Origin of the sequence: Mangrovimonas sp. YM274 (assembly GCF_030908385.1) — a bacterium.
Classification (GTDB): domain Bacteria; phylum Bacteroidota; class Bacteroidia; order Flavobacteriales; family Flavobacteriaceae; genus Mangrovimonas_A.
Window position 1 is genome coordinate 521,805 of the sequence record NZ_CP133091.1, and the last position, 25,797, is coordinate 547,601.

Consider the following 25,797-nt stretch of genomic DNA (forward strand, 5'->3'; position numbering starts at 1 on the left):
TAAAGTTTTTATAAAGTATCCCCATTTTTTTGAACAGGAAGTGTTAAATTCCCCTAAGCTTCTAATTTTTGCTATGGCGCAGCACAATACTTTAGGAAATAAGGGAGAGCAATTGGCAGTGGATTTTCTACTGAACAAGGGCTATGCCATCTTGGAGCGTAACTACAGATTTGATAAAGCCGAAGTGGACATTATTGCCCGAAAGGGCTCTGTTTTGGCTATTGTTGAAGTGAAAACACGCTCCACTGCCGATTTCGGCAATCCTGAGGAGTTTGTAAAACCAAAGCAGATCCAACGGTTGGTAAAGGCTGTAGACGCCTATGTCACAGAAAATGCATTGGACGTAGAAGTCCGTTTTGATATTGTGGCCATTGTTAAAACCGGCACTGACTTTTCCATTGAACATTTGGAAGATGCTTTTTATTATTTCTAGGAAGGTTGTTCATCGATTCTTGTAGGAAAAATTCTTTTCATTAGTATTAATTTGCGTCGTACATCGATTAAATTGTGATTTTGGTCATGCGTTCCGTAATTTCATCATTGATTTAACCCCAAATCTATTTTTATAATGAAAAAAATTACGATCACGCTTTCTGCGTTGTTGCTCCTACTAGGTACGAGCTGTCAGGTGGAAAGTGTCAATGCCGATGATTTTGAAAGTGCCAGTAAAAAGCCTCAAACTTCAAGTGCTCCGGAGGCTGTTGTAAATCCCGAAGAAGTTTCCTTGGGTGATTTAGATACCGATAATCCTTGCGTAAGTGTTAATTTGATTGCAGGACAGCATCATGTTGCTGGAGACGTTTCGGTTTACAATGACGGGGAGCATTTATTTGTTATCTTCAGCTCTAATGGCCAGTGGACGCTTGGAACCACGCACTTGAGCTTAGGAAATTGCGAGGATGATTGGGTGCCTTTAAACGGTGCCGGAAATCCCCAAATAGGGCAGTTTCCATTTACCGAGCCTATTTCCGCTACCGAGTACGAAGTGGTGTATGCCATTAGCTTGGAAAGTTTAGGAGATAACTATTGTTTTGCGGCACATGCCGAGGTTGAAGGGCCTACTGGAGGTGAAACGGCTTGGGCAGAAGGTGCCCAGTTTGATGGCAATAGTTGGGCTATGTTTGTAGAGGCTTCTCTATTGGATTGCCCAGATACTGCTACAGAAGATCCTACCGATGGTGGTGAAGATGACGGAGACGACGAGGCGCCAATACCATCCTAGTAAATGGTACTATTTGAATACTAAAAAAACCTGCATTTGCAGGTTTTTTTATTTATAGAAATTCATCTCATCTATGTACTTCCAGACAGGGGCAGGCAGCATTGGCCTTACATTTTGACCTTCTTTGATCGCTTTTCTTATAAAAGTTGAGGAGAGTTCCATAATGGGAGCATTCACGCGATGGATTTTTGGGTGGCCATCAAACTGTGTGTGCATTTTCCCTTCAGATAATCTCGGGTACACATAAAGGTTGTATTGTTCCAAGATGGCCTCATAGTTTTTCCATTTGTGAAAGCTCTTTAGGTTATCCTCACCCATAATCAATGAAAAGTTGTGTTTTGGGTACTTTTCCTGAAGGTAGGTTAAGGTATTGACTGTGTAATTGGGTTGAGGCAGTCCAAATTCAATATCGCTGGGCTCCAGTTTAAGATAGTCTTCGGTAGCTTGGTACACCATTTCCAATCGCTGGTGGTTATCCAACAGGGTGCTTTTCTTCTTAAAAGGATTATGTGGTGTTACCACAAACCATATTTTATCCAAATTGCTGTTCTCTGCAAGATGGTTGGCAATTATAAGGTGCCCTATGTGGATAGGATTGAAGGTTCCAAAATAGAGTCCGATGTTCATGGTTTACTCCTTTATAAAATTGGACACCAAATTGTAGGCTTCTTCCAAGGCGACATCAAGGTCTTTGTTAATCACAATTTTATCAAAAAGTGGAGCTGTAGCCAATTCGGCAGAGGCTTTGGACACACGCATGTTGATTTTGTCCTCACTTTCGGTTTTACGCTTTTTAAGGCGAATTTTCAACTCGTCGATGCTCGGAGGCTTTACAAAAATGGCCAAGGTGTCTTCTGGAAACTTACGTTTGATACGCAAACCTCCGGACACGTCGATATCAAAAATAACGTGCTTGCCTTTGGCCCAAATACGTTCTACTTCGCTTTTTAAAGTGCCGTAGAAATTATCTCTGTAGACTTCTTCCCATTCTAGGAATTCGTCGTTTTTAATTTTTTGTTTGAAATCCTCGAAGGATAAAAAGTAATAGTCTTTGCCGTCTACTTCTTCGCCTCTGGGAGCACGGGAAGTGGCTGAAATGGAAAATTCGAGGCCTAATTCTTCTTGCTTTAATAAATGTCTAACAATGGTGGTTTTACCCGAGCCTGAAGGCGCAGAAAATACAATTAATTTACCTTTGTTCATTACGGTATTATAATACGTTTAATAGTTGTTCTTTAATCTTTTCCAGTTCATCCTTCATTTGAACTACCAGTTTTTGCATTGGGGCATAATTGGATTTGGAACCTATGGTATTGATTTCACGACCCATTTCCTGACCAATGAATCCAAGTTTCTTACCGTTGGAATCGGGGGACTTTAAGGCTTTTAAAAAGTAATCCAAATGGTTTTGCAGGCGAACTTTTTCTTCGGTAATGTCAAACTTTTCAATGTAGTAGACCAATTCCTGCTCAAAGCGGTTTTCGTCCACCTTTTCTTTGATGTCGGCAATGCCTTTTTCCAATCGGGCACGCACCCCTTCAATACGTTCTGGGTCCATTTCAATCACGGCTTCCAAAAGTTTTCCAATGTTTTGAACGCGATCCTCAAAATCGGTTTCTAAAGCCTTCCCTTCATCCTTGCGGTATTTTTGAATCTTTTCAATGCTTTCGTTGATGGCGGCAGCAATGCTGGCCCACTCATCTTCGTCAATTTCGTCGCGCTCAGTGGTTACGGCATCCGGTAGGCGAACGGCCATTTTTAGGAGCTCGGTTTCATCACCATCCACCACATCCTTAAGCTGCTTGATGTATTCCTTAACGACAGTTTTATTGATTTGCGAAGAGGTTTCTTCCCCAGTGATTTCCATATAGAGAGAAAAATCAATCTTGCCACGCTCCAATTGGGAGGCGATGAGCTTTCTAATACTCAGTTCCTTCTCTCGATATACGGAAGGCATGCGGGTATTTAAATCTAAATTTTTACTGTTTAGAGATTTTATTTCAATGGAAATTTTTTTGCTTGGAAGCTGTAGTACAGATTTTCCATAGCCTGTCATTGACTGTATCATGAACTTAATTTATAAAGTTGTGCAAAGGTAAACAAAAAGCTAAAGGTAAGGATATTATAAAATAGGCCTTATTTGTTATGCTTGCATAGTAAAAATAGCATAAATTTGTTTGAAATAAAAAAGAAAGCTATGTATAAGAAAGCATTTGAGATACGATGGAGCGATGTAGATGCTAATAGACATTTGGCCAATTCGGCATATGTAAATTTTATGAGCCATACCCGTGTGTCTTTTTTTGAAGACCATGACTTCTCGTTGTCCAATCTAGTAAAATTCGACATTAGTCCCGTCATTTTTTATGAGCATATCTACTACTTTAAGGAAGCCTTTATGGGAACACCTATTACCGTGTCCTTGGAAATAAAGGGATTTAGTGACGACGGAATGTTCTTTAAATTTGAACACAACTTATACGATCATAAAGGAAACCATTTGGCAAATTGTGAATTGATGGGGGCTTGGATCAACTTAAAAACTAGAAAGCTTACCGGTTTGCCAGAAAATCTACTAGAGGAAATTATGTCGCTTCCCAAAGCTGAAGACTTTAAAATATTGACCAAAGAAGATACCCGCAAAAATGGGAAGTTACCCCAAAACCTGAATTAGTTTTTGGGTTTTTTAGTTACCAAAAATACCCCAGTCATAATTAAGGCTGCGGCACTTAACTTTATAACGTTTAAAGTGTCGCTGCCCATGGCTACTGCAAAGATGCCTGCTACAACGGGCTGCATATACAGGAATGTACCTACCGTGGACGCTCTTAATTTGGTAAGTGCAAACAAGTTGAGCAAATAGGTGCCAAAGGTCGCGCCAATTACCACAAAGCCCACTGCAAAATAAGTATAAGGAGTAAAGGTGCCAAGGTTGACACTTTGTAATTCACTAAACCCAAAAGGGATTACCCAAATAAGTCCAAAGGTGAACAACCATTTTATAAAGGTAAGCGGGTGGTATTTGTCTACCACTTTTTTAATGATGATAAGGTAGAAGCTATAGGATACAGCATTGATAAACACCAAGAAGTTTCCGAGTAAGATATGGTCGCCTACTTGAGTGGATCTTCCATAAACCGAAAGGACAATAGCTCCTGTGAAGCCAAGGAGCACTCCTAGTATTTTTAAGTTGGTAATCTTTTCTTTCAACAAAATAGCTGAAAACACGAGAACAACAATGGGAACCACGGTCATGATTACCGAAGCGTGGATGGGCGTAGTAAACTGCAATCCTTTAAAAAAAGTAAGCATATTCAAGCCAATTCCAAAAATAGAGGCCAAGAAAAACGTTCTAAAATCTTTGGGAGCTATCTTTTCTTTAGGAGCAAAAACACCAATGATCCAAAAAAGCATTGTTGCGCCCAATACCCTCAGTAGTATGAATGCAAAAGGCTGAACGTACCCAGCGTCAATAACGTCGTTGGCAAAGGTGAAATTTACCCCATAAAGCACCTGTACCACACATGCTGCGATGAGTGCCCATATCCTACCGTTCATATGTAATTTGCTGAGGAAGTTTAGTTGCTGTGGATAGCCTGTTTGGCAGCTTCCACCACTTTTTTGCTATTACCGATAAAGATGGCGTCGTTGTAAATGATTACTGGGCGACTCAAAAAGGTGTAATGTTCCAAAATGTAGTGTTTGAAATCTTTTTCAGTTAGGTTTTGGTCCTTGAGGCCCATTTCCTTGTATAACTTGGCACGTTTGCTGAACAAAGCTTCGTAACTACCAGCCAAAGCCTCCATGTCATCCAATTGTGCTACCGTAATGGGTTCGGTCTTAATGTCCTGGAATATGAAATCGGAAGGAAGATCCAACTCTTTAATGATTCTTACGCAGGTGCTACAGGTTTTTAGGGAGTATATTTTTTTCATGGCCAAGAATTGTAAAACCGAAAAGGAATCTTTTCTTTTGAGGTACAAAGTAAAATCATTTCAAAAGAAATTTACTTACTTTTAGTGAAAATTTAAGACATGGATTGGATTTTTGATGTCATTTACAAAAACAGAATTTTATTAAAGGGAATCTTGGAGCAGTTGAGTTTAAAGGAGCTTAATACCATTCCTTCGGGGTTTAAGAACAATGTTATTTGGAACATAGCCCACACCATTGCCACCCAACAAATTTTGGTTTATAAATTGTCTGGTTTGCCAACCTTGGTTTCGGATGAATTTATAGAGCAGTTTAGAAAGGGGACAAAACCGGAGCGTGAAGTGACACAAGAGGAAGTAGACAACATCAAGGACTTGTTGTTTGCTACTTTGGAACAAACAAAAATGGACTACGCCAATCAAATTTTTAATTCTTATAACGAATATACTACCAGTACAAATAGTACTTTGACCTGTGTGGAAGATGCCATAGGGTTTAATTGCTTTCACGAAGGGATACATCTAGGCTACATTTTGGCCTTAAAAAAATCAATTTAATTTATGGATTACTACGGTATTGCCACTATTTTAATAGTGCTTGCGGCCATTTTTGGCTATATCAATGTTAGATTTTTAAAATTGCCAATTACTATTGGCTTAATGGTCATTACCATTGTTTTTACTTTGGTTGTTTTGGGAGTTTCGCATTTTGACGATACCCTGTTGGCCCATGAAAAAGAGTTTATCTCGCAAATTGATTTTAAAACCGTCTTGCTGGATGTTATGCTTAGTTTTCTGTTGTTTGCAGGTGCTTTGCATACCAATTTTTCTCAATTAAAGGTGCAACGAGGCCCTGTATTGCTATTTGCAACTTTAGGGGTTTTGGCGTCTACGTTTTTGGTGGGAACCTTGATGTATTATCTTTTGTTGATTATTGGTTTGGACGTGGCGTATATATATTGTTTGCTATTTGGAGCATTAATATCGCCCACAGACCCTATTGCTGTTTTAGGAATTCTGAAAAAGGCTAATGCCCCTAAAATATTGGAAACAAAAATTGTGGGAGAATCTTTGTTTAATGACGGTGTTGGAGTGGTAGTGTTCTTAACTATTTTTTCGGTAGCTGCTTTTCCAAATTCGGAGTTGGTAGCGACTGATATTTTGAAGTTGTTTGGACAGGAAGTTCTAGGTGGAATTGCTTTAGGTTTGTTGTTGGGATGGGTGACCTATCGTTTGATGAAATCCATAGACAACTACGAAATTGAAGTCATCATCACCATTGCAGCCGTGATGGGAGGGACTTTATTATCCCACAAACTTCATGTGTCGGCACCCTTGGCCATTGTGGTGGCAGGTTTGATTGTTGGAAATGATACCGTACGGAATTCAGCCATGTCTGACGTTGTGGAACTTTACGTAGACAAGTTTTGGGAACTTATCGATGTGCTGTTGAATACCATTTTGTTTGTCATGATAGGGATGGAAATGTTGGTTTTGAGTTTTGAAACCAGTTATGTTTTGGCTGGTCTTATTGCAGTACCCATCGTTTTATTGTGTCGTTACATCTCCCTTTGGTTGCCAATTAAAGTTTATGCGGAACGATTGGGATTTGTGCCTTTTACCAATTTAATTATGACTTGGGGAGGTTTGCGCGGTGGTATTTCCATTGCCTTGGCACTTAGTTTGAAGCCAGAAATGCACCGTGATTTATTTTTGGTAATTACCTATATCATTGTAGTGTTCTCAATTATAGGGCAAGGCTTGACCGTAGAACCAGTCATCAAACGATTTACCAAAAAAATCAGTTGAAACTAAGAAAGGGATTGGCTTCACTATAAGGAATTAAAAACTCTGTAATGCCTTGAGCATAGGAAGCAATTTCATAGGTGTTGTAAAGGATGATAACACCGTCTTCATTAAAGCCGATAGATTCGGGCAGTTGGAAATCTTTTCCAAAGAAAAGGTCTTCCATGGCTTTATCCTTTGCCTTTTTGGCCTGCTCTTTTTTTAGGTTGTCTTCTACAAGCTTGCTAAACCCAGGTATGTCAGTAATGAGATCTTGGGTGGTATATGGTTGTCCTGTGTTGGGGTTGAAATTTAAAAAGTCAATACGATCGTTGCCATGAGCACCACCGGTATATAGATAGGTGTTTATAGAAATGCACAAAATTTCAGGTGAGTGGTACTGTACTTCTCCCTCAACCAAAGCTTCCCATCTAGCTTCACTATCTTCAAAATCTTCTTTAAATCCGGTATATTCTGTATTGAACTTTTCAATGGCATTTTTGACATCGGTAGTAGGAATGCTATCATTGAAAGATATTTGATTGGCGATATATGAATCGATGGCGGTGTTGATGTTTTTGGCCGCTTCCGTAGAACCTTTTGCTTTAGGATATAATACCTCGATTTTTGCTCCGGAAGGAAGTGAAATAAAGGTGTCTTCAAATTTCAGGGAAGCATCTTCGGCACAGTTGAAAAGATAAAGACTTAGGACAAATAGGGACAAGTATTTTTTCATGGGAAGGTTCAATTTTTGAAAGTTAAAGGTATAACATCCATTTGAATAGAGCGAATTAAAGCCTAAATTTGTTTAAAACCATTTTATATGAAATTTAATACCAAAACCATACATGGAGGGCAGGAACATGACAAGGCTTATGGCGCTGTGATGCCCCCAATATATCAAACATCAACTTACGCGCAATCTACCCCAGGAGGCCATAAAGGTTATGAATATTCGCGAAGCCAAAACCCAACACGCCATGCTTTGGAAAAGGCTTTGGCAAGTATTGAAAATGGGGATTATGGATTGGCTTTTGGTTCGGGGTTGGCTGCGATTGACGCCGTAATCAAATTATTGAATCCGGGTGATGAGGTAGTTTCAACTAATGATTTGTATGGAGGGAGTTACCGATTGTTCACACAAATTTTTGAGCGTTTTGGAATTGTATTTCATTTTGTGGGAATGGAAAATGCCAATACTATTGAAAACTATATAAATAGTAAAACCAAGCTTGTTTGGGTAGAAACACCAACCAACCCAATGATGAATATTATTGACATTAAGGCCATCGCTGAAATTGCTCAAAAGCATCAAATTTTATTGGCAGTCGACAATACGTTTGCGACGCCTTACCTGCAGCAGCCTTTGGATTTGGGAGCTGATATTGTTATGCATTCGGCAACTAAATATTTAGGAGGGCATAGTGATGTTGTCATGGGAGCCTTGATTGTAAAAGATAAGGCGTTGGCAGAGAAGCTGTACTTTATTCAAAATGCAAGTGGCGCTGTGTGCGGACCTCAGGATAGCTTTTTGGTATTAAGGGGTATTAAAACGTTGCATATACGGATGCAGCGGCATTGTGAGAATGGACGAGCCGTCGCTGAGTATTTGAAAGCACACCCTAAAATTGAAATGGTGTATTGGCCGGGGTTTGAATCGCATCCAAACCATGAAATCGCTAAGGCACAAATGAAAGATTTTGGTGGAATGGTGTCGTTTACCACAAAGGGCAATAATTATGAGGAAGCAATTAAAATTGTTGAAAATTTAAAGGTTTTCACCTTAGCGGAATCCTTGGGAGGAGTGGAGTCATTGGCTGGACATCCGGCAAGTATGACACATGCCAGTATTCCGAAAGAGAAACGGGAGCAAACAGGGGTAGTAGATTCCTTGATTAGATTAAGTGTGGGGATTGAAGATGTTGAGGATTTAATTGCTGATTTGGAGCAAGCTATTGGTTGAAAATAATATAGAAAGCAAAAAAGCAGGCCTAGAAGCCTGCTTTTTTTGTTATTGTAGGTTGTATTAATCGAGATAATAGATATATCCAAAATTCAACCAGATTAACCAGTCGTTATATTTGTTGTAGCTCAACTTATGGTTAAAGCCATCAATCCAATCACTAAAATAGTATTGCCAACGTAGATCTAGCATTAAATCGGATAATATACCAAGTTTATAGCGTACCCCAACACTGGTAACAACTGACCATGTGTTGATGTGATCGGTGTTAATGGGGTATTCTCTGGCTAAAGGAGAAGCCCCTGGAGGTAAAGGTGGCAAGTACACAGGGTTCTCATACCAATAAGAATAAATATTACTGGGGTCGTTAATATTACCATTGCCGTGTGTGGTACTGGCTTGAGGAGAAGCCGAAGTATAGTGGGCTCCCAAACTTACGAAAGGGGCAAACCTATAACTAAAGGCTTGAAAGGAACGAATACTCCTTGGAAAGTATTCCAACTGCATTCCAACATCAAAATTCTCTGCCACTCCATGATGGTCTCTTAAACGTTGTGCATTTTCACTGGTTCTGCTAGGCCTTACCCATTGTCCATGGTGATCCAAAATGGTTTTGTTCCAAGAAATTTCAGATCTTAATTTGAAATGGTCGTTAAAATAGGTGTCGGTGGAGTAACAGTTACAATCTGCCCTGTAAGCGAAATTGATGTAATGGATAATTCCAATACCAATTCCAGAATTCCCATAGTTGGTTTCTTCATCATTACGGCTTCCAAAATCAGATCGAAATTGTACAGGACCGATGATTGCCCCTATTTCATGAGAAAAACCTAATTGGGAAAATCCATCATAAGTAAAAACCAATAGGAAAAATATAATGGATAATAGTTTGGAATTAAGCGTCATATGGTTTAGTTTGTCAAAGGGCAAATGATGTTAACAAATATAGAAAAACTGCTTTAACAAACAAACAAATCAATTTTAACAAGTAATTAAGTACAATTTGAAGTGTTGATTATGAGATTAACATTGAGTTAAATTTATTTTGAGAATATCAAAAAAATAAGTTTAATTTTTTAAAGATTCCCTATCTTTGCGCCTCGAAAAGAACCTTTGATTTTAAATATTTTATATAATGAGAGAAAAAATAGACGCATTTTTAGACCTTATAAAAGAAAGAAATGGGCAGGAACCTGAGTTTCTACAGGCTGTAGAAGAGGTTGCTGAGACCGTTATCCCTTATATTGCCGAGCACGATATCTACCACGGTAAAAATATTCTTTTAAGAATGGCTGAGCCTGAGCGCGTGATAACCTTTAGGGTATGTTGGGTTGACGATGAAGGTGAAATCCAAGTAAACAGAGGGTATAGAGTTCAAATGAATTCGGCTATTGGCCCTTATAAAGGCGGGTTGCGTTTTCACCCTTCGGTAAACATGAGTATTTTGAAGTTTTTGGCATTCGAGCAAGTATTCAAGAACAGTTTGACCACGTTGCCAATGGGTGGTGGTAAAGGAGGAAGTGATTTCGATCCTAAAGGAAAAAGTGATAATGAAATCATGAGATTCTGTCACTCATTTATGAGTGAGATGTTCCGTCACATAGGTCCGCAAACTGATGTCCCTGCTGGAGATATTGGTGTTGGAGCTAGAGAAATTGGCTTCTTATTTGGGATGTACAAAAAATTGAGAAATGAGTTCTCTGGAGTACTAACAGGTAAGGGGTTATCATGGGGAGGATCTTTGATTCGTCCGGAAGCAACAGGTTACGGTAACGTATACTTTGCACAAAGTATGTTGCAGACAAAAGGAGATAGTTTTGAAGGAAAAACAGTAGTAGTCTCCGGATCAGGAAACGTTGCGCAATATGCTGCTGAAAAGGCAACCCAGTTAGGTGGTAAGGTGGTTACCTTATCTGATTCATCTGGATATATTTTGGATGAAGAAGGTATCGATGCCGATAAATTGGCCTATGTAATGGAGTTGAAAAATGTAAAAAGAGGCCGCATTAGTGAATATGTAAAAGAATATCCTAATGCTAAATTCTTTGAAGGAAAAACGCCTTGGGAAGTGACGTGTGATATCGCTCTACCATGTGCTACTCAAAACGAGCTTAATGGGGAAGATGCTAAAATGCTATTGAAAAATGGTTGTATATGTGTGAGTGAAGGCGCTAATATGCCATCTACAAAAGAGGCGATTACTGAGTTCCACAAGGCAAAAATCCTGTTCGCTCCAGGAAAGGCATCTAATGCTGGTGGTGTGGCAACTTCAGGTTTGGAAATGACCCAAAACTCTTTACGTTATAATTGGACAAGAGATGAGGTTGACAATAAACTGAAAGAAATCATGTCCAATATCCACGAAGCATGTATTGAATATGGAAAAGAAGAAGATGGTTATGTAGATTATGTTAAAGGTGCAAACATTGCCGGATTTGTTAAGGTAGCAGATGCTATGTTGGCTCAAGGAGTGGTGTAATAAGCCTTAATCAAATAAATTTTAGAAAGCTCCCACTGAAAAGTGGGAGCTTTTTTTATGCCCCTTATGCATATGATTATATCTAAATTCTCGTTTGTAATAAATATATTTGAACCTTAATATTTCAAGATGGTTTATAAAGCTGTACAACTGTTAGTTTTTTTATTTGCAATAAATTGTTTTTCACAGGACTATTCGGTGCTATGGGAAGGACATTTCTCATATTATAATATCAAGGACGTTGTACAGGGGAATGATAAAATATATGCCGCTTCAGAGAATGCCATCTTTATTTATGATGAATCAAATCAAGAATTAGAAACAGTCACTACAGTAGAAGGCCTATCCGGGGACGTTATTTCTACAATAGCATATAGTGAAATTTACGATTTGTTATTGGTAGGATATGAAAATGGGTTGATTGAGGTTGTGCAAGGTAGTGAACATGAGATTTTAACTGTAGTGGATATTCTGGAAAAGGAAACTATTTCTCCAACTTTAAAACGAATTAACGATTTTTACGAGTACGAAGGATTAGTTTATATTTCAACCGACTATGGTATATCAATTTATGATTTAGAGTATTTGGAGTTTGGTGATACTTATTTCATTGGGAATGGAGGTGCTCAAATAACTGTAAACCAGGTTTCAGTGCATGAAGGTTATATCTATGCTGCTTGTTCTAGTAGTATGGGTATAAAAAGAGCAGAGCTAAGCAATCCAAATTTAATAGACTATCAACAATGGCAAACAGTTGTAGGCGGTAATTATATTGGAATAAGTTCGGTAAATGAAAATCTATATACGATTAGAAGTAATAAAACAATTTATGAGATAGAACAAACTACTCTTAATCAATTATACACCTATACGGATATTCCTTTGGATATGAAATCTGTGGGTGAGTTTTTAGTTGTAATAACTAAAAAAGATGTATTTGTTTATGATGCCAATTTTATTCTAACTAGTAATGCCAACGTCACGGGAATTTATACAACTAATTTTAGTGCTGCCACAGTTTCAAATAACCATATTTACATAGGTACCGATAGTTTAGGTTTACTACAAACCGAACTTAATAGTCCCGCTAATTATTTTGAAATTCGTCCTGGAGGACCTTTAAGGAATAGTGCTTTTAAAATTCAGGCAGGGAATAATAATTTGTGGGTCACTTTTGGAGGATTTACTGTTGATTATGCCCCTTCTCCTTCTATATTATATGGAATTAGCCATTTGAAAGGGGAGGAATGGATCAATACTTCCAAGGATAGTGTATTCGGAGCAAGAAATCTTAATTACATAGCAGTAAATCCATTTAAATTGTCTCAGGTTTTTATCAGTTCTTTCCAAAACGGAATTCTGCAGATTGAAAATGAATTGCCAACAATATTGTTAGATAATACCAATAGCGGATTGGAATCTCTAGTTATTCCGGGAAATCCTGATTATTTCAGCATCAGACAAAGTGGTTCTCAATTTGATAGAAATGGTATTTTATGGACCATGACAGGTAGGGTGGATAGTCCTCTCAAATCTTATAATCCATCAACAGGGGATTGGAATTCGTATAGTTTTAATGAAATCATTCCTGATGGATTCAGTGGAGAGTGGGGATACTCAGATTTAGTAATAGATAATAATGGTACCAAATGGACTGGAGGATATCATAATGGCGTTATGGGGTATAATGAAAATGGTAATTCAATTAATAGGGTTTATAACCTTGAACAGAACATGCCATCTTCAGTTGTTAGGGCACTTGCCATGGATAATAGAAATCAATTATGGATAGGAACAATTAAGGGATTGCGTGTATTATATAATACGGCGAATTTTTTGGATAATCCTAATCCAACGGTTAATGAAATTGTGATTCTTGAAGATGATATACCTCAAGAACTACTGGCCGACCAATTTATAACCGATATAAAAGTGGACGGTTCCAATAACAAATGGATTGGGACCCTAACTTCGGGAGTATTTTATTTTTCACCGGATGGGCAGGAAACCATTTATCATTTTACAAAAAGCAACTCTCCATTACCTTCTGATGCCATTAATGACATATCCATTGATAGTGAAAATGGTAGGGTTTATTTTGCGACAGACAAAGGACTTGTTTCCTTTTTAGCGGGAGGCTCTAAAACAGAAGATGAATTGGAAAATGCTTTTGTATATCCTAATCCCGTTAGACCAGAATATAATGTCCTAGGTTTTGATGATCTAAATAACATTACTAAGGGCGTTAAAATAAAAGGTCTTACTGAAAATGTCAATATTAAAATTACCGATATAGAAGGGAATTTGGTAGCTGAAGCCCAATCACGAGTGAATCAGCGTACCTCTAGAGCTGGTTATAATTTTGCTATAGATGGGGGAACGGCCATTTGGAATGGTAAAAACCTTGCCAATAATGTGGTGGCTACCGGGGTGTATCTTATCATGATTTCCGATTTGGATTCTTTTGAGACTAAAGTATTGAAGTTGCTAATCGTAAGATAGAAGTTTATTAATAATGCTCTCTAAAAACAAGGTAATTGTATTATCCAAGCTTAGATACCGGGACCACGATTTGATCGTGAAATGCTATACGTATAATAGAGGGACCGTGAGCTATATTTTGCGAGGTGTTTTTAAAAGTAAAAAAGGGAACTCTAAAGTTGCTTATTTTCAAATGTTGTCTCAGCTCCAAATTGATGAAGACTACAAGCCCAATCATTCGCTTCAAACCGTCAAAGATATAAAAGTAGAGCACTCCTATGCGTCACTACACACAAATCTCCTTAAGGGGGCTATTGTGATGTTTTTAGCGGAAGTACTTTCTACTGCTTTAAGAGAGGAAGAGCCTAATGAAGCTCTTTATAACTATTTGGAAAATTCCCTACTGTTATTAGATCACGAAACCCAATTTTCCAATTTTCATTTGTTGTTTCTGTTACAATTGACTAGGCATTTGGGCTTTTATCCAGATATTTCCAATAGTTCTCAGCCTTATTTTAACCTAAGTAATGGTTTGTTTGAAAGTCATAATGACGGAATCTATTCAATATCTGATGAAAACCTAAGTATTTTAAAACAGTTGTTGAATACAAATTTTGAAGGCCTTTCCAATGTGAAACTGAACTCGAAACAGCGTCAATCCTTCTTGAATATGCTGTTGTTGTATTATGAATTGCATTTAGGTGATTTCAGAAAGCCGAAATCATTAACAGTATTAAATCAGGTTTTCAACTAATGGGTGTTTAGGTTTAATAAAAAGTGAAATTTAACGTTTTATAAATTTTTTGTTCAGAGTTTGCCCGTTGGATAAGCTGATTTTGGCAATATAGGATGCTGTGCTTAATTGTGATAAATTATAAATTTCACCATGATTAATTCCTTTCAAATGATAAATTTTTCTCCCCAACATGTCTGAAATTTCAACTTTGATGATTTGTAATTGGTCATCGTTTAGTTTGAATTTAACTTCGTCATTTTGAAGCTCAAAAACTGATAATTGGCTAGGGTTTGCAAAGTAATCGTTTGTTGACAGAGTATTGGATGTGAATACAATTTCAAACCTATTGTTAAAAGTTCCGATTTCCGAAGTGAACGAATAATTGGCTTCAGAAAGATCATGCGTAATGTTGAGCAAATTATCCTTCAAATAAATAGTATTTGACTCCATAAATGTACCTTCTATTTGAGCTATACTAATTGTGAATTGGGTTGATGATGGGGCCATAGTTTGAAATCCCAAAGGAATCACTTCTTCCAAATTTAAACTTGTTGGGGATTTCCCTTGAATGGCTAAATCTTTATCCATACCCTCAACTATAGAATAAAAAGAAGTATACACATTGTACGTTTGCCTAGGGGCATCATAGGACATGCCATCAAAGCCATTAGTAGCGCCTTCGAGATAGCTAATCAAAATTTGACTAAAACTATTTTCACTTGAAGTCATATTCAACCATAGTCTTTCATTGGGAGTGTTATTGGCAGTTCTAAAAAACTGACTGTTGCCATTCGTGTCCCGAACCCTCATGTCGTTGTTGAATGTAATCTGGGTACTGTAAATTGGGTTCGTGTCCGTTGCTTCTGCATCGTTACTCATTGTAACGAAAAAACCTTGGCAAGAAGGAATGTATCTGTCGTTATCAGTGCCAACTAGTGGGGAAACGCCATCTCCGCCAGCCGTTTGTCCAGACATATTAATAATGGCATAATCGGCTTGTGAAAAGTTTTGGCTTTCATTTCCATTGGCGGAGCTTGAAGGCGCTGTGTTTTGCGACCATAAATATATCGCTCCAGCTATTTTTCCTGTAAGATGGTTTTCTTCAAAGAACTTTTCCACGCTAATGGCAGAAGGGTACGGATTGCCTATAAGATTCCAATTGTCATCGTTAAGTTCTGTGTCATTTCTATAAATATCTACTTCAATACTGCCATTGTTGAATGGGCCTTCAAAGGTATATTTGAATTGAAAGGGAGGAGTTCCTAGTGTGCTGTTGAATAGTCCTGCATTATGGGTGGAAGCATAACCTTTGCCAATTTCCATTAACTCAGAACCTGGAACCCATGTCCAATCGTTGCCATCGTCGTCAATGCCATCTTGGCCAGGCGATGCACTGTTGTCATTGTTGGATTCCATAGTAGCATCCAAATAATTCTCGGCGGTAAATTTATAGCGTCTATTCACTGAAGATTCGGCTAGACCAGTTTGGATTTGTTCATTGGTAACAGGAGAGCTCCAATAGGTGTATTCATACCAATGGTTCATTGGAGCGGTAAATTTTTCGACTGTTATTTTTGAAGGATCATTCAATACGTCTCCCTCAATAATTCCATCGTCATTGAGTTGGACAAAAGCACCTTGAGAAGCTACAATGATATTGCCATTTACCGTTAAATCATTTGTCACCTCTACATAGGTGTTGTTGGCAATGGTAAGCGTATATTCTGAATTTACAATTAGGCTACAGGCTTCGAAACTGGTTTGTCCGTTAAGGTTAGTTCCAGTGTCATAATCTGCATTTATAATAACCGCTTTGTCTGCAGTAGGAGTAGACGACCATGAGCTACCGTCCCAAATAGCGGTAGTGGAAGGGATAGCAATGGCGCTAGAGTTTTGGTAACAGGTGGTGCCGCTTTCCATAACTTGGCAATAGTATTGTGAGCCTTCGAGTGTTGTATTATCCGAAATAATAAGAGTGTTTGAAATCGTTCCTGAATAGATGGTATTGTTGGTAAGTGGAATCCAATCAGACTGGGATGGAGAATTGTAATACCATTGATAAGTCAGGTTATTAGTATCATCCATTTCATTGTAGCCTTCCGTTGCCTCTACAGTTATGGAGGATGAAGTACATCCTAAACTCGTGGCGTAAATAGTGTTCACGGTAGGAGGTATGCCCGTAGAAAAATCATAGTTTCCGATATCGGAATAATCTACATCATTACAATCTTCCCAATTGGAAATGTTCCAATCTGAAGTACTAAATGTAGCATTAGGTAAAGACAAAGAAGCAATACGTTCAAAAGTGGCGCCACTTTCTCCAAGCCACAATCCGTAGGCCCAAGTTTGGTCCCCAAAAACACCAAAAGCATCTATTAAAGAACTGTCTTCATAAAGTCCAATAAAATCATGGCCAATACTGGTATTGTAGTCTTTATGGAAATTAATGCTCACACCCACTGTGGTAATTTCCAATTCAGCCAAAGATCCATCGGCGCCATCGGCAGCACATTGGGTGTCCGTGGTTCCCATAACAATAACAAAAGTGCTATCTTGAAGGATTGTCCCAGAGTTTAAAGAAATAGTATTGTAGCTGGAGGTGTTCCCATTGTTATAGATTCTCAAACTGTAATTGGTAGATGAAAAATCAATATCGGAATTGGTAGCATTGTATAATTCCACATAAGATAAACTTCCGGTTGGTGAATCCGTTACTTGACTAATGAACAGGTTGTCCAAATTTGCCGAATTACTGGTGTCACATCCAGAGATTGATTGGTCAATAAGCGTAAATGTATTGCTGAAGATACAACCACTGGCCAATTCTACACTGATGGGACCACCTATGGTTACGTTCGATGGGATGCTAACTGTTAGTTCTTCAGAAGAGTTTGAAACTATGGGAAGAGATGTGCCGTTAAGGGATGCAGTGGCTCCCAAAAGATTATTTGTGGAACTTATAGAGACCTCTGTTCCAATAGGACCTTCGGTAGGGGAAATTGTGCCACTTGTAGAAGGACAGGTTGCCGTGCCTTCAATCGTAAACGTATAAGGGTTTTTGTTGGGATCGGAATTTGCAATGGAAACTAAGCAGCTTCTGGTCCCCGAATCTGTTGTGGGTTGAAAGGTAATGCTGAAGTCTGCAAAGCTGCCAATGGAAATGACGTAGGGCGTGGAGGCCGTTACATAGAAATCGGCCGTATCTCCAGAAAGGGAAATGTTGGAAACTTCAAGAGCGTCACTGCCAGTTTCGTTTGCAATGCGAAAACTCTTGGTTTGACTCCCGGAATTGATGGTTTGTGATGCGAAAAGGGTATTGTTTAATCCAGAAGTTGTGGTGCTACCATTAGCAATGGTGGGATTGGCGCCAATCACACCTCTCACAATAATATTTGGAGCGGGCGTATAGCCTTCTCCTAATAAATTGATTACGCAATTGCTTTCATTGGCATCATTATTAACGATTTCTAAAGTACCATTTAAAATCCCATCACTTAGAGGTGAAAATCTTACAGTAACAGTAGTGCTGGAGCTTGGATTGACCACAAGAGGCGTTGTAACACTTGGAAGGGTTATGGGATCAATAATTGAAAAATCCCCTGTTAGGTTAAAATTGCTAATTTCCAAATCGGCATTGCCAATATTTTCAATGGTGAAATTGACATCTGTATAGCCATTGTTACTTTCTGTACTCCCAAAGTCCATAGTGTAGCCGCAATTTTGCGGATTGGCATCGGCGTCCAAGAGTTTCAATTCAGGATTAGGGCTTCCACTAAAGGCTGTAATTGAAATGTTGTCTATGGCAAATTCATCTCTAGATTCTGAGCCCGAAATGTCATCGCCACTCCAACGCAAATAATAAAAGGAACCATTTGCAATAGCCAAACCTGTGAGAGTGATACTTTTTTGGGACGTTATTAAAACATCGGTTGCTGCTTGTGGAGAATTGTAGTCCAGTGTTGTTTCATTGGTATATGTTGAGTTATCATCGGAATGTGAGAAATTGAAGCTATTGCTTCGTTCTTGGTCATTAAAACAGAGAATGTCGTAAGTCAATTCCAAAGAATTAATAAGGTCACCTGTGTTATTTTGAATGCGCAGTGTTAGGTTTCCTGGAGTCCAATCGCTGCCACCGGGTTGAATTCCTAATGCGATATCGCCATTATTACTAAAGGCATACCAACCTCCTGTTGATTCGCCATAAGCAGAAGTGCCTCTAGCATAATCTCCTGAATCTCCAGTATCTCCAAAGCTTAGATTTCCATCACTGTTTCCAGTATGGGACCAGGCATCGGAATCTAATTGTCCACTGTTGGGGTTAGGAGACCAGCCACTACCAGTAAAGGCATTGCTGTTTACATTGGTCACGGTGTTGTCAAAATCAATTGTGTATGAGACACCAGTTGAGTTGATTTCTAATTGTCCAAAACTATATGTTGCCAAAAAGGCGATAGCAACAAAACTGAGGGTTGGTTGTTTTGTCATTACGGATTAATTAATTGGTTGGTTAAAAAAGAAGACTTAAATATAATGAAAATATCTAATATTCAGTTAGTTGAGTGTTTTCGGTGATTTGTTTAATTGTTTTTATTTTTGAAACATGCAAACACACAAAACTTATACGGTTGAGGAAGCGGTTAAAAAGTTGGAGCATTATTGCGCCTACCAGGAGCGTTGCCATAAGGAAGTTGTTCAAAAATTACGAACAATGCATATGATTCCAGAGGCTATAGATCATATCGTGGTACACTTGCTTGAACATAAATTCTTAAGTGAAGAACGCTTTGCGAAAAGTTTTGTGAGAGGGAAGTTCCGAATCAAGAAATGGGGAAGAAATAGATTGAAGAATGAACTCAAAGCAAAGGAGATTTCTTCTTATAATATCAACACGGCCTTAAAAGAAATTGATGAGCAGGAATATTTTGAAGTGTTTAATAGCTTGGCAGAAAAGAAATACGAAACTATCAGAGAAACCAATACTTTTAAGAAAAAGAAAAAGTTAGCAGACTACCTGCTGTACCGTGGTTGGGAATCTCATTTGGTCTATGAAAAGGTAAATGAATTGATCAAATAAAAAAAGGCTGTTCTCTAAACAGCCTTTTTTTATATATATGATTTGTTACTTCAATTTACAGATTGAAGGAAGCTCCAAAGCTAATGGTAAATTGATTGTGTAATTTCTCGGCAGGTGTTAAATCGCCAGTATCGTAAAAAGCAATAGGGTAGGTAGCCTCGGTATATACACCAAAACCAGATGTAAAGAAATAACGAGCTCCTAAGTGCCCTCCAAAATTCTTTAAACTAAAATCCAGTCCAGGGTATAAATCGAAATCTTCGTGAATGTTGATAACATTTCCCAAATGTGCATTAAATCTTGCTTTAGCATCAAAACGGTCTATAAAATCAGCGTCAAGGTCTTCTGGCACATCCAAAGCGTATGTCGAGGCAAATCCTAAAGAGATATTTTCTCCTAAACCGAAGTCATAGGTAGCATTGATTCCTGTTGCGTTATCTTGAAAATTGGCTCCAATTTGGAATTTTTTGTCACCTTTGCCTTGAAAGGCTTGCGAGTAGGTTAGTGTGGCGCATAACAAAAATGCCGCCAAAATGATATTTTTCATGTTATTTGGTTTTTTTGTGTGCGCAAATATAGTATAACCTAGACGAAGTTATACGTTTAGATTTATTCTATTATGGGTCCTTGTAATGGCTTGTTCGTTTTTCCAGTCAATCCATTTTTGTCCTTGCAAGCGTCTCATTAAATTGTCTAAATGTCGTAAGACAAAGACGTTGTATATAGCTGTTCCTAAATTTTTGGGATGTCTTGGGATAGCACGTAAACTCATGGAAAATCCAGGTGTTAAATATTTCATGTAGTGCCAGTAGCCTTCGGGCATGTACAATACCTCTCCATGTTTTAATTGGGTAGTATAGCCTTCCACATTTTTTAGAGCAGGCCATTGGTTGAAATCTGGATTTGAAAAATCGATATCCTCCCTGGTGATTAAGGAGTAAGGAATTTTATAGAGATACTTGTTTTGCTTTTGATTAAACAGAATGATTTGTTTTGAGCCTTCAAAATGAAAATGAAAAATGTTGGCTAAATCAATATCGTAGTGCATAAATGTATGCGAATTCTCTCCTCCAAAAAATAACATTGGCAGCTTCTTCATAAGCTTAATACCAAAATCTGGAAAGGAGAAATCACTTTGTAGTTCTGGGACTTCTTTGAGAATGTTCCAAAGGAAAATGCGGTATTTGGTGGGTTCACTTTTTAAAAGGTCGATGTATTCGGCCATTTTCATAGTGGCATGGGGCTGGTTGAAACCATCTTCATGATGTACTGGGCGATCATCGTAAAGGGGAACCGTTTTGTCTCCCGAAACCAATTTCATATACTCGAGCGACCATTTGGAATAGGCCGGCCAATCTTCAGTTAAAGATTCAATAACCACAGGTTTCTGTGGCTTGAAGTAGTTTGCAATAAAGTCCTCTTTGGTTATTGTTTTTATGCGAGGAATGTTATGAAGCTTCAATAGAAAAGTATGAATAGTTAACGTCTAAAGTTAAGAAAACGTTAGGACATGATATTCATACTTTTGCTATTGTTGAAAACTTGCTTTGATCCTTAATTGAAATGATAAGTTGCCCCGAACAGTACATTGCCTTTAGGCATTGGTACTAAGTTAGTTTCGTAATATTTTTCATTGAAAATGTTGTTGGCGTAAAAAGACAAGTCCAATTGTTGAATACTCACTGTAAGTCCTACATCAAAGACAGTATAGGCTTGTCCGGAGGTGCGTTCGGCGTATTTATAGGCCAAACTAGGCTGAACTATTTTAAAGAAATGACCTCGATAGGTTGCTGTTACTTGATGTTTCAAAGAGTTGATAGAATATCTTGAATAGTCGATATCCAAATCTTTAATTTCATCTTCTATAAAGGTATAGCCAAGGTCGATGTGTTGTGTGAGTCCTGAAATCTCAAAATGATAGTTGAGGTTAGCTTCAAAACCTTTGGTGTTCAAATCTCGGATATTCTCTGCTTGCCAAAGATCGTCTTCGTTTACTTTAACATAATCAATAAGTTTTTGGGAATCTCTGTTAAAGAACGCCACAGAGGCATTGATGGATTTTCCTAGGAATTTAATCCCTATCTCCTCTGCAATGGCCTCTTCAGGATCCAATTGGTCATTTCCTAAAGTTGTTGGGTCGCTGTAGTACAAATCGGTGTAGGTTGGAATACGGTAAGTATACCCAATGTTTCCATATAGCTTTAATTGCTCGGAAACAGAATACCCTACATCTACCCCAGGAAATGCATGGAATTTGAAATCGGAAAAATAGGTTACTGCCACTCCAGGAGTCACGTCAAATTTGTTGTTGAAAAATTTGAAACGATGCTCCAAAAATAAGTTGGTCATAAAACGATCACGCTTTCCAAGATTGTTACTTGAGAGGTAGATTTGAGCTAAATCCACTCCAAAACCGGTAGTTCCAATCTTGGTGTTATAAGAACCGTGAAGTTCCGCAGCAATTTTATTGGTTTGGTGTAAGTTTCGGTAGCCTTCAGGATTGGTTCTTGTATATAAGTACATGTCTTGGTTGCGTCTCCAATACAATCTAGGTTTAAGAGTTAGGCTATTATTTCTGTAAGTAGAGGATAGGCCAACCAAACTAGCTTGAGTTTCTTCATATTGATTAATTGCCGAAGGGGAGGCATAAAATCCGTTGGCGCCAAAATCACGTTCTTGGAATGTGGCAATTAAATCGATTGGCATATGGTTTTTATTGAAGCTGCTTTTCAAAAAGTAATTTTGGTTGTCATAATCGGTGTTATGGCGATAGCCTTCAGACGTATTTCTTGAATAGTGAATGATGTGTGAGGTATTGTTAAGTTCGCTGCCTACTGTTACCGAAGCATTTTTTTGTCCGAAAGAGCCTGCTTGCACCCCTAAATCTACTCGGTTGTCCATAGATTTTTTGGTAACGATATTGACTGCTCCGGTAAAGGCATTTTGGCCAAATACTCTAGCGGCAGGCCCTTTGATGATTTCGATGCGTTCAATTACTTCTAGGGGCAAGGCCAAGTTCATACTATGGTGCCCCGTTTGGGCATCTTCCAATTTAATACCATCAATTAACAACAAGGTCTGGTCAAAACTGCCTCCACGAATATAAAGGTCTGCTTGGGAACCAAAAGTTCCACGACGACGAACATCCACTCCGGCTACTTGTTGTAATAAATCGGGAAGATTGGTGGCGGGGCTTTCTTTAATGTCTCTTGAGGTGATTACAGTAATGGTTCTTGAGTTTTCTTTAAAGGGAAGGTCAATACGCGTAGAGGTAATGATGACTTCGTCTAGGGAATCCATTTTTACAGGTTCCACTTGGGCAGTTGCCATAAAGGTTGACAATATCAATGCTGATGACAATAATTTGGTTTTCATGAAATGATGTAATTTAAGACTGCAAAAGTCGTAACTTTCCGGACGAGTAAACTAGTCCAGTTTTAAAACTATGAATAGTCCGGTTAATGACCTCTTAAAACAGCTGATTTTTTTTGAAAAATCAAGTTCAACAGCTGTTTATATTCAAATAGCACAACAAATTATCAATGCCATTCAGAGGGGGTATCTTTCCAAAGGAACGGCATTGCCTGGAACGCGAAGTTTTAGTCAAATTTTCGGTATCCATAGGAATACGGCTGTAGCGGTTTATGACGAATTGGCCTCGCAGGGTTGGGTAGAGATTCTTCCCAATAAAGGAACCTTTGTATTGTTACCAGAACAACGAACGGCTCCCATTAAAGCTTCGGCGCAGCAAATTGACCAGGTTTATAACTATTCAAAAACAACTGGGTTTCCATTTCAACAGTCGTTTCATTTGGCATCCACGGCTCAGGAAACCAATGCGAAATACACCATTAATGACGGGCAACCTGATTTGAGGCTGCATCCCGTCCATCAATTTACAAGATGGTACAGTGCGGCTATGAAGCGGAAGTCCTTAATCGCAAAATGGAATCATACAAGTGAATTGTCGGCTTCATTATTTGAAACCCAATTGTGTAATTATTTAAATGCAACTAGGGGATTCCATATTCAACCAAACAATTTGTTGAGTACCCGAAGTACCGAAATGAGCCTGTACATCGTTTCTCAGCTTTTGATGAATCAAGGGGATCTGGTGTTGGTAGGGCAGTTGAGTAATTATGCTTCCAACATGATTTTTCAGCAGGCCGGTGCTGTTATAAGGACAATTCCTGTGGACGAATATGGTTTGGACGTAGATTATATTAGGACTCATTTTATAAAACGAAGTATTCGCTGTGTATATGTGTGTGCTCATCGACACTATCCAACCACTAAAACTTTGAGTGCAGAGCGTCGTTTAAAGCTTTTGGAGTTGGCCAAAGAATATCAGTTTGCAATTATCGAGGATGATTATGATTACGATTTCCAATTTGAAGGCTCTGCCATGTTACCTATGGCTAGCGCCGATGCCAATGGCTTGGTGATTTATTTGGGGAAATTGGGGCAGTCCTTGTTCCCTAGTTTTCAAACAGGCTTTGTAGTAGCTCCTGAGAACTTGATTTTGGAGGCAAAAAACTATTTGCAATTATTGGATCGTCAAGGTGATTTAATTCAGGAGCAAATGCTTTCGGAATTGATTAGTGAAGGGGAAATGTACCGATTGATTAAAAAGAATGTCATTGTTTATAAACAACGGCGTGATTGTTTGTGTAATTTGTTGAAGATTCATTTTAAGGATGGCATTTCTTATGAGATTCCAACAGGAGGTTTGGCCATTTGGTTGGAATTCAAATCCAAAATTTCTTTGGTAAAATTATCCGAACAAGCTGAAAAGCATGATTTGTTTTTGCCAAAAACCATTTTGTATCAAGATGTAGAAACTTGTGCCATTAGGTTCGGCTTTGGGCATCTAAATCAAGAAGAAATTCAATTTGTTGTGGAACAATTGAAAAGGGCCTATGATGAGGTGGTTTAACTATATTTTATCTTTTTACGGTTAAAAATTATTGAAAAACGATAATTTTGTATAAGTTTGTTTGAAAGAATTGACTGAATGAGAAAATTGAATATTTTAAAGACCTTAATTTGGTATTTATGGTTTTTTGGGGCGTTAACCTTGGTATTACTTATAATTGCGTATATCAATTTTTTATACACTGGAAATGCTGACTTTTTTATCAAGGTACATGGCGATCCTATTGGAACTTATGGCTCTACATATGTAGAATACATTTTGGCTTTTTTGGCAATAGTTTCCTTTGCCATGTTTGTTAGGGCTGTTTATCTATTTGATAAGGTTTTGTACTATTTTAAATTATTAAAGCCTTTTGATGGGTATGTTATAAAGAACTTTAGTATTATAGGAAAGCTTTTTGTGATGAGTGGTATGGTTTCTGTAGTTCCGCTATTATTGTTTTCAGCAATTGTAAAAAGGAGAATAGAGTTTGTATCTTCTACAACTGCCAGTTCTTTTATTCCTATTATATGTATTGGATTGTTTTTTATGGTTTTAAGTGAGTTGTTTAAAATAGCCAAAGCTGCTAAAGAGGAAAATGAATTAACAGTTTAGGGATGGGGATTATTGTGAATGTAGATGTGATGTTGGCCAAGCGTAAAATGAAAAGTAATGAGCTTGCAGAGGCTATTGGGATTACCACGGCTAATCTTTCAATTTTAAAAACTGGCAAAGCCAAGGCAATTCGGTTTTCGACTTTGGAAGCCATTTGCAGAGAACTCGATTGTCAACCAGGCGATATTTTGGAGTATGTGGAGGATTAAATTTTATGAACTGAGTCATAAAAGCAAAAAAGCCAAACAATACTGTTTGGCTTTTTTATATTTAAGTTTCTGAATCTTATTTTTCAACAAGAATGATTACTTTATTGTCTTTCATTTCAACAGTTCCAGAATCTATTTTTAAGGTCAAGACCTTATCATCTGTATGTAAAGGGATGATTTCGGCAGGCAATTCCTTAAATCCAGGTTGACTTTTGGTGTGCGTATGGATTTTGATGATGCCTTGTTGCAACAACGAGATAATAGGCGCGTGGTTTTGCAACATTTGGAATTCACCATCAACTCCAGGCAACACTACTGAGTCCACTTCTGAACTGAACAATGTAGCTTCTGGCGATACTATTTCTAAATACATAGTTTAGTGTTTT

General features: G+C 38.1%; 25 protein-coding genes. 13 read left to right on the plus strand and 12 right to left on the minus strand.

Features of this window, described 5'->3' with window-relative positions:
- Positions 1 to 73: 73 nt before the first annotated feature.
- Together RBH95_RS02295 and RBH95_RS02300 are read left to right on the plus strand one after the other, a co-directional pair.
- A complete protein-coding gene (locus RBH95_RS02295; protein ID WP_307901124.1) occupies positions 74 to 433 on the plus strand; it encodes a YraN family protein in 360 nt (119 codons plus the stop codon).
- 135 nt (positions 434 to 568) lie between these two features.
- Positions 569 to 1,222, plus strand: coding sequence for a hypothetical protein (locus tag RBH95_RS02300; protein WP_307901125.1), 654 nt, complete (start codon positions 569 to 571; stop codon positions 1,220 to 1,222).
- A gap of 48 nt (positions 1,223 to 1,270) precedes the next feature.
- Here RBH95_RS02300 and nadD read toward each other — a convergent pair whose 3' ends face one another.
- From nadD to RBH95_RS02315, 3 genes are read right to left on the minus strand one after another with little or no spacing between them, the layout of a single operon-like run.
- Positions 1,271 to 1,849 carry a nicotinate (nicotinamide) nucleotide adenylyltransferase gene (gene nadD, locus RBH95_RS02305; RefSeq protein ID WP_307901126.1) on the minus strand — a complete coding sequence of 193 codons (579 nt, stop codon included), beginning with the start codon at positions 1,847 to 1,849 and terminating at the stop codon, positions 1,271 to 1,273.
- Between the two features lie 3 nt (positions 1,850 to 1,852).
- Positions 1,853 to 2,425, minus strand: coding sequence for a guanylate kinase (gene gmk / locus RBH95_RS02310; protein WP_307901127.1), 573 nt, complete (start codon positions 2,423 to 2,425; stop codon positions 1,853 to 1,855).
- Positions 2,426 to 2,432: 7 nt separating this feature from the next.
- Positions 2,433 to 3,290, minus strand: a complete 858-nt coding sequence (locus tag RBH95_RS02315) for a YicC/YloC family endoribonuclease (protein WP_307901128.1) — start codon at positions 3,288 to 3,290, stop codon at positions 2,433 to 2,435.
- A 129-nt stretch (positions 3,291 to 3,419) separates the two neighbouring features.
- On the opposite strand from RBH95_RS02315, the gene RBH95_RS02320 reads away from it, so the two are divergent.
- Complete coding sequence (locus RBH95_RS02320; RefSeq protein WP_307901129.1) at positions 3,420 to 3,896, plus strand: thioesterase family protein; 477 nt, start codon at positions 3,420 to 3,422, stop codon at positions 3,894 to 3,896.
- On the opposite strand, the gene RBH95_RS02325 is transcribed toward RBH95_RS02320, so the two are convergent.
- Both RBH95_RS02325 and RBH95_RS02330 read right to left on the minus strand, forming a co-directional pair.
- A complete protein-coding gene (locus tag RBH95_RS02325; RefSeq protein WP_307901130.1) occupies positions 3,893 to 4,780 on the minus strand; it encodes a DMT family transporter in 888 nt (295 codons plus the stop codon). The genes RBH95_RS02320 and RBH95_RS02325 overlap by 4 nt on opposite strands.
- A 20-nt stretch (positions 4,781 to 4,800) precedes the next feature.
- Complete coding sequence (locus RBH95_RS02330; protein WP_307901131.1) at positions 4,801 to 5,157, minus strand: arsenate reductase family protein; 357 nt, start codon at positions 5,155 to 5,157, stop codon at positions 4,801 to 4,803.
- A gap of 99 nt (positions 5,158 to 5,256) precedes the next feature.
- On the opposite strand from RBH95_RS02330, the gene RBH95_RS02335 reads away from it, so the two are divergent.
- Positions 5,257 to 5,712 carry a DinB family protein gene (locus tag RBH95_RS02335; RefSeq protein ID WP_307901132.1) on the plus strand — a complete coding sequence of 152 codons (456 nt, stop codon included), beginning with the start codon at positions 5,257 to 5,259 and terminating at the stop codon, positions 5,710 to 5,712.
- A 3-nt stretch (positions 5,713 to 5,715) separates the two neighbouring features.
- A complete protein-coding gene (locus tag RBH95_RS02340; RefSeq protein ID WP_307901133.1) occupies positions 5,716 to 6,963 on the plus strand; it encodes a sodium:proton antiporter in 1,248 nt (415 codons plus the stop codon).
- Here the strand turns inward: RBH95_RS02340 and RBH95_RS02345 are convergent.
- Positions 6,956 to 7,675, minus strand: coding sequence for a DUF3298 and DUF4163 domain-containing protein (locus RBH95_RS02345; RefSeq protein WP_307901134.1), 720 nt, complete (start codon positions 7,673 to 7,675; stop codon positions 6,956 to 6,958). The two genes, RBH95_RS02340 and RBH95_RS02345, sit on opposite strands and share 8 nt — an antisense overlap.
- Positions 7,676 to 7,762: 87 nt before the next feature.
- Between RBH95_RS02345 and RBH95_RS02350 the strand changes: the two genes are divergently transcribed.
- The gene (locus tag RBH95_RS02350; protein ID WP_307901135.1) at positions 7,763 to 8,902 is read left to right on the plus strand and encodes a cystathionine gamma-synthase; all 1,140 of its coding nucleotides are present in this window, start codon (positions 7,763 to 7,765) and stop codon (positions 8,900 to 8,902) included.
- Between the two features lie 63 nt (positions 8,903 to 8,965).
- Here the strand turns inward: RBH95_RS02350 and RBH95_RS02355 are convergent, their stop codons facing one another.
- Positions 8,966 to 9,808, minus strand: coding sequence for a glutamate dehydrogenase (locus tag RBH95_RS02355; protein ID WP_307901136.1), 843 nt, complete (start codon positions 9,806 to 9,808; stop codon positions 8,966 to 8,968).
- A gap of 229 nt (positions 9,809 to 10,037) precedes the next feature.
- On the opposite strand from RBH95_RS02355, the gene gdhA reads away from it, so the two are divergent.
- From gdhA to recO, 3 genes are all read left to right on the plus strand, one after another.
- Positions 10,038 to 11,381 carry an NADP-specific glutamate dehydrogenase gene (gene gdhA, locus RBH95_RS02360; RefSeq protein ID WP_307901137.1) on the plus strand — a complete coding sequence of 448 codons (1,344 nt, stop codon included), beginning with the start codon at positions 10,038 to 10,040 and terminating at the stop codon, positions 11,379 to 11,381.
- Between the two features lie 129 nt (positions 11,382 to 11,510).
- Positions 11,511 to 13,883: a two-component regulator propeller domain-containing protein gene (locus RBH95_RS02365; protein ID WP_307901138.1), complete on the plus strand. Its 2,373-nt coding sequence runs from the start codon at positions 11,511 to 11,513 to the stop codon at positions 13,881 to 13,883.
- Between the two features lie 13 nt (positions 13,884 to 13,896).
- A complete protein-coding gene (gene recO, locus RBH95_RS02370; RefSeq protein ID WP_307901139.1) occupies positions 13,897 to 14,616 on the plus strand; it encodes a DNA repair protein RecO in 720 nt (239 codons plus the stop codon).
- 30 nt (positions 14,617 to 14,646) lie between these two features.
- On the opposite strand, the gene RBH95_RS02375 is transcribed toward recO, so the two are convergent.
- Complete coding sequence (locus tag RBH95_RS02375) at positions 14,647 to 19,083, minus strand: choice-of-anchor D domain-containing protein (protein WP_307901140.1); 4,437 nt, start codon at positions 19,081 to 19,083, stop codon at positions 14,647 to 14,649.
- Between the two features lie 115 nt (positions 19,084 to 19,198).
- On the opposite strand from RBH95_RS02375, the gene RBH95_RS02380 reads away from it, so the two are divergent.
- Complete coding sequence (locus RBH95_RS02380) at positions 19,199 to 19,672, plus strand: regulatory protein RecX (RefSeq protein WP_307901141.1); 474 nt, start codon at positions 19,199 to 19,201, stop codon at positions 19,670 to 19,672.
- A 55-nt stretch (positions 19,673 to 19,727) separates the two neighbouring features.
- Here RBH95_RS02380 and RBH95_RS02385 read toward each other — a convergent pair whose 3' ends face one another.
- From RBH95_RS02385 to RBH95_RS02395, 3 genes are all read right to left on the minus strand, one after another.
- Positions 19,728 to 20,219 (minus strand): DUF6646 family protein, encoded by a 492-nt coding sequence (locus tag RBH95_RS02385; protein ID WP_307901142.1) that lies wholly within the window; start codon positions 20,217 to 20,219, stop codon positions 19,728 to 19,730.
- 48 nt (positions 20,220 to 20,267) lie between these two features.
- A complete protein-coding gene (locus RBH95_RS02390; RefSeq protein ID WP_307901143.1) occupies positions 20,268 to 21,134 on the minus strand; it encodes a cupin-like domain-containing protein in 867 nt (288 codons plus the stop codon).
- A gap of 92 nt (positions 21,135 to 21,226) precedes the next feature.
- A complete protein-coding gene (locus tag RBH95_RS02395) occupies positions 21,227 to 23,047 on the minus strand; it encodes a TonB-dependent siderophore receptor (protein WP_307901144.1) in 1,821 nt (606 codons plus the stop codon).
- Between the two features lie 70 nt (positions 23,048 to 23,117).
- Here RBH95_RS02395 and RBH95_RS02400 point away from each other — a divergent pair, with 70 nt between their 5' ends.
- The 3 genes from RBH95_RS02400 to RBH95_RS02410 all read left to right on the plus strand — a co-directional run bounded on the left by RBH95_RS02400 (position 23,118) and on the right by RBH95_RS02410 (position 25,411).
- Complete coding sequence (locus tag RBH95_RS02400) at positions 23,118 to 24,608, plus strand: PLP-dependent aminotransferase family protein (protein WP_307901145.1); 1,491 nt, start codon at positions 23,118 to 23,120, stop codon at positions 24,606 to 24,608.
- Between the two features lie 78 nt (positions 24,609 to 24,686).
- Positions 24,687 to 25,202: a DUF2975 domain-containing protein gene (locus RBH95_RS02405; protein ID WP_307901146.1), complete on the plus strand. Its 516-nt coding sequence runs from the start codon at positions 24,687 to 24,689 to the stop codon at positions 25,200 to 25,202.
- Positions 25,203 to 25,204: 2 nt separating this feature from the next.
- On the plus strand, positions 25,205 to 25,411 hold the full coding sequence (locus tag RBH95_RS02410) for a helix-turn-helix transcriptional regulator (protein WP_053976844.1): 207 nt from the start codon (positions 25,205 to 25,207) through the stop codon (positions 25,409 to 25,411).
- Positions 25,412 to 25,487: 76 nt separating this feature from the next.
- Here RBH95_RS02410 and RBH95_RS02415 read toward each other — a convergent pair whose 3' ends face one another.
- Complete coding sequence (locus RBH95_RS02415; protein WP_307901147.1) at positions 25,488 to 25,784, minus strand: F0F1 ATP synthase subunit epsilon; 297 nt, start codon at positions 25,782 to 25,784, stop codon at positions 25,488 to 25,490.
- Between the last annotated feature and the right edge of the window lie 13 nt (positions 25,785 to 25,797).

Bases quoted from the DNA above. Each gene is read 5' to 3' on its own strand.
- RBH95_RS02295 (WP_307901124.1), top strand. From the start codon at position 74: ATGGCGCAGCACAATACTTTAGGAAATAAGGGAGAGCAATTGGCAGTG.
- RBH95_RS02300 (WP_307901125.1), top strand. From the start codon at position 569: ATGAAAAAAATTACGATCACGCTTTCTGCGTTGTTGCTCCTACTAGGT.
- nadD (WP_307901126.1), bottom strand. From the start codon at position 1,849: ATGAACATCGGACTCTATTTTGGAACCTTCAATCCTATCCACATAGGG.
- gmk (WP_307901127.1), bottom strand. From the start codon at position 2,425: ATGAACAAAGGTAAATTAATTGTATTTTCTGCGCCTTCAGGCTCGGGT.
- RBH95_RS02315 (WP_307901128.1), bottom strand. From the start codon at position 3,290: ATGATACAGTCAATGACAGGCTATGGAAAATCTGTACTACAGCTTCCA.
- RBH95_RS02320 (WP_307901129.1), top strand. From the start codon at position 3,420: ATGTATAAGAAAGCATTTGAGATACGATGGAGCGATGTAGATGCTAAT.
- RBH95_RS02325 (WP_307901130.1), bottom strand. From the start codon at position 4,780: ATGAACGGTAGGATATGGGCACTCATCGCAGCATGTGTGGTACAGGTG.
- RBH95_RS02330 (WP_307901131.1), bottom strand. From the start codon at position 5,157: ATGAAAAAAATATACTCCCTAAAAACCTGTAGCACCTGCGTAAGAATC.
- RBH95_RS02335 (WP_307901132.1), top strand. From the start codon at position 5,257: ATGGATTGGATTTTTGATGTCATTTACAAAAACAGAATTTTATTAAAG.
- RBH95_RS02340 (WP_307901133.1), top strand. From the start codon at position 5,716: ATGGATTACTACGGTATTGCCACTATTTTAATAGTGCTTGCGGCCATT.
- RBH95_RS02345 (WP_307901134.1), bottom strand. From the start codon at position 7,675: ATGAAAAAATACTTGTCCCTATTTGTCCTAAGTCTTTATCTTTTCAAC.
- RBH95_RS02350 (WP_307901135.1), top strand. From the start codon at position 7,763: ATGAAATTTAATACCAAAACCATACATGGAGGGCAGGAACATGACAAG.
- RBH95_RS02355 (WP_307901136.1), bottom strand. From the start codon at position 9,808: ATGACGCTTAATTCCAAACTATTATCCATTATATTTTTCCTATTGGTT.
- gdhA (WP_307901137.1), top strand. From the start codon at position 10,038: ATGAGAGAAAAAATAGACGCATTTTTAGACCTTATAAAAGAAAGAAAT.
- RBH95_RS02365 (WP_307901138.1), top strand. From the start codon at position 11,511: ATGGTTTATAAAGCTGTACAACTGTTAGTTTTTTTATTTGCAATAAAT.
- recO (WP_307901139.1), top strand. From the start codon at position 13,897: ATGCTCTCTAAAAACAAGGTAATTGTATTATCCAAGCTTAGATACCGG.
- RBH95_RS02375 (WP_307901140.1), bottom strand. From the start codon at position 19,083: ATGACAAAACAACCAACCCTCAGTTTTGTTGCTATCGCCTTTTTGGCA.
- RBH95_RS02380 (WP_307901141.1), top strand. From the start codon at position 19,199: ATGCAAACACACAAAACTTATACGGTTGAGGAAGCGGTTAAAAAGTTG.
- RBH95_RS02385 (WP_307901142.1), bottom strand. From the start codon at position 20,219: ATGAAAAATATCATTTTGGCGGCATTTTTGTTATGCGCCACACTAACC.
- RBH95_RS02395 (WP_307901144.1), bottom strand. From the start codon at position 23,047: ATGAAAACCAAATTATTGTCATCAGCATTGATATTGTCAACCTTTATG.
- RBH95_RS02400 (WP_307901145.1), top strand. From the start codon at position 23,118: ATGAATAGTCCGGTTAATGACCTCTTAAAACAGCTGATTTTTTTTGAA.
- RBH95_RS02405 (WP_307901146.1), top strand. From the start codon at position 24,687: ATGAGAAAATTGAATATTTTAAAGACCTTAATTTGGTATTTATGGTTT.
- RBH95_RS02410 (WP_053976844.1), top strand. From the start codon at position 25,205: ATGGGGATTATTGTGAATGTAGATGTGATGTTGGCCAAGCGTAAAATG.
- RBH95_RS02415 (WP_307901147.1), bottom strand. From the start codon at position 25,784: ATGTATTTAGAAATAGTATCGCCAGAAGCTACATTGTTCAGTTCAGAA.